We start from the raw sequence: 3,369 nt of genomic DNA on the forward strand, positions 1-3,369 counted from the left end.
TTTCGGTACTGACCGGCGAAACCGGTGCCGGCAAATCCATCCTGCTCGACGCCCTTTCGCTGGCGCTCGGTGCGCGCGGCGATGCTTCGCTGGTGCGCCATGGCGCGGCGCAAGGCCAGGTCATCGCCGTCTTCGACGTGCCGCGCAATCATCCGGCGCGTACGCTGCTTGCCGACAATGCGATCGAGGACGACGGCGACATCATCCTGCGCCGCCTGCAGACGGCGGACGGCCGCACCCGTGTCTTCGTCAACGATCAGCCTTCGAGCGTCACGCTGATGCGCGATGTCGGGCGCGCGCTGGTCGAGATCCACGGCCAGCATGACGAGCGCGCGCTGGTCGATCCCGGAGCACACCGCGAGGTGCTCGACGCTTTCGGGGGCCATCTCGGCGCCGTCCGCTCGACCGCCGAGGCATGGCGGCACTGGCGCGCCTGCGAGCAGGAGCTGTCGCGCCACCGCATCAAGGTGGCGGCGGCCGCGCGCGAGGCCGACTATCTGCGCGCGGCGGTGGCGGAATTGACCAAGCTCGATCCGCAGCCGGGCGAGGAGACCGACCTTGCCGAACTGCGCGCATCGATGATGCGGGCCGAAAAGATCGCTTCCGAAATCCATGACGCGCAGGATGTGCTGTCGGGCCCATCTTCGCCCCTGCCGCAACTGGCCAGCCTGTTGCGGCGGCTGCAGCGCAAGGTGTCGGAGGCGCCCGGCCTGCTCGACGATGTCGTCAAATCGCTCGACGAGGCGATGCTGTCGCTCGACGCGGCGCAATCGGGCGTCGAGGCAGCACTGCGCGCCACCGAATATGATCCGCAGCGGCTGGAGAAAGCGGAGGAGCGGCTGTTTTCGCTGCGCGCCGCCTCGCGCAAGCACAGCGTCGCCGTCGACGATCTAGCGCAGCTGCGCGACACGATGTCGGCCGATCTCGCCGATCTCGATGCCGGCGAGGAGCGCCTGCATGGGCTGGAAAAGCAGGCCACCGCCGCGCGCGAGACCTACGACATTGCCGCCGCGCAGCTGTCCTCGCTGCGTCATGCGGCGGCGGTCGGCCTGACCAAGGCCGTGATGGCCGAACTGCCGGCCCTGAAGCTCGAACGCGCCGCCTTTATCGTGGAAATGAAGAGCGAGGCCGAGAGCCGCATGGAAGAGGGGATCGACCAGATCGAGTTCTGGGTGCGCACCAATCCAGGCACGCGGCCCGGGCCGATGATGAAAGTGGCCTCCGGCGGCGAGCTTTCGCGCTTCCTTCTGGCGCTGAAGGTGGCGCTGGCCGACCGCGGTTCGGCGCCGACGCTGGTGTTCGATGAAATCGACACCGGCGTGGGCGGTGCTGTCGCCGACGCCATCGGCCAGCGGCTGGCGCGACTGTCGAAACGCGTCCAGGTGCTGTCGGTGACGCACGCACCGCAGGTGGCGGCACGCGCGGCGACGCATTTCCTGATCTCCAAATCAGGCACCACCGACCGTGTCGCCACAGGCATCGCCGAGATGGACCGGCCGGCGCGGCAGGAAGAGATCGCGCGCATGCTGGCCGGCGCCACCATCACCGATGAAGCGCGCGCGGCCGCCGAACGGTTGCTGCGCGAGAACACCACAGCTGCATAAGAACGGCTGATGTCAGGGATCGAGTCAGGATATGGCTCCATCCTGCTGTTCAGGAATGATTTTCTTGAAATGCTGATCTATTGTGTAGCGCCACCGTTCGGGGAAGAAAGCATGTCCGAAAAACCAGTTGATGCCCTGACCGAAAGCGAGGCCGAAGCCGAGCTGAAGCGGCTGGCGGAAGAGATCGCCGAGCACGACCGGCGCTACCATACCGAAGATGCGCCTGTTATCACCGATGCGGAGTATGATGCGCTCGCACGGCGCAACCTTGCCATCGAGGAGCGCTTTCCGGCGCTGGTGCGCGAGGATTCGCCATCGCTCAGGGTCGGAGCCGCTCCGGCGGAAGGCTTTACCAAGGTGCGCCATGCCGTGCCGATGCTCAGCCTTGCCAAGGCCTATACCGACGATGACGTCACGGATTTCATCGAACGCGGGCGGCGGTTCTTCGATCGCGACAAGGAGCTCGACATCGCCTTCACAGCCGAACCGAAGATCGACGGGCTGTCGGCTTCGCTGCGTTACGAAAACGGTGTGTTCGTGCAGGGCGCGACGCGTGGCAACGGCGCCGTTGGCGAAGACATCACCGCCAATTTGAAGACGATCGCCGATATTCCAGCGAAGCTGAAAGGCTCGGGCTGGCCCGAAATCATCGAGATCCGCGGTGAGGTCTACATGACCTATGCGGAATTCGAGGCGCTGAAGCAGCGATCGGCTGCGGCCGGCGGCCAGGACTACGTCAATCCGCGCAATACGGCGGCCGGATCGCTGCGCCAGAAGGATCCATCCGTCACCGCCAGCCGCAACCTCAAATTCTTCGCCTATGCCTGGGGTTACACGACGGCTGATCCCGCTCCGACCCAATATGATTCGGTGCAGAAATTCGCCGAGTGGGGGTTCAAGATCAGTCCGCTGATGGTGCGGGCGAAATCGGCCGAGGAGCTGATCGCGCATTATCATCGGATCGAGGAGCAGCGCTCGGCGCTCGGCTACGATATCGACGGCGTCGTCTACAAGGTCGACCAGCTGGAGTTGCAGCGCCGCTGGGGTTTCGTCACCGGCGAACCGCGCTGGGCGGTCGCGCATAAATTTCCGGCCGAACAGGCGATGACGACCGTGCAGAAGATCGACATCCAGGTCGGCCGTACCGGTACGCTGGCGCCGGTTGCGCGGCTGGCGCCGGTCACTGTCGGCGGCGTCGTGGTCGAGAACGTCACGCTGCACAATGAGGACTACATCAAGGGCCTGGACTCGACCGGCGAGCCGATCCGCGACGGCATCGATGTGCGCATCGGCGATACGGTCGTGATCCAGCGGGCAGGCGATGTCATTCCGCAGATCGTCAGCGTCGTCATCGACAAGCGGCCTGCTGATGCGGTGCCTTACGAGTTCCCTCACACTTGCCCGATCTGCGGCTCGCCGGCGACGCGCGAGATCAACGAAAAGACCGGCAAGGAAGATTCCCGCCGGCGCTGCACCGGCGAACTGATCTGCCCGGCGCAGGCGGTGGAAGGATTGCGCCACTTCGTGTCACGCGGCGCCTGGACATCGAAGGCCTCGGCGCGGAGAACATAGACACGTTCTTCAATGCGGGATTGATCAAGACCGCCGCCGATATCTTCACGCTCAGGGATCGCCGTCCGGCCGTCACCAGGGCGCTGGCCGAACGCCGCGAGGAGCAGGCAAGGCAGCGCGAGGCCGCATCGGGCAAGACGCGCAAGAATGTGCGCAGCGTCGAGGATCGCAACTATGAGGGCCTCGACAAGCT

General features: G+C 65.4%; 1 protein-coding gene and 1 pseudogene. Both read left to right on the plus strand.

All coding sequences use genetic code 11. The features are described 5' to 3' along the window. A partial coding sequence (gene recN / locus EN906_RS27735; RefSeq protein WP_127375520.1) for a DNA repair protein RecN occupies positions 1-1,604 on the plus strand: 1,604 nt, incomplete at its 5' end. 111 nt (positions 1,605-1,715) lie between these two features. Continuing rightward, positions 1,716-3,369, plus strand: a pseudogene (gene ligA / locus EN906_RS27740) (NAD-dependent DNA ligase LigA); the annotation flags it as partial.

Source organism: Mesorhizobium sp. M7A.F.Ca.CA.004.06.1.1 (assembly GCF_003999135.1).
Lineage (GTDB): Bacteria > Pseudomonadota > Alphaproteobacteria > Rhizobiales > Rhizobiaceae > Mesorhizobium.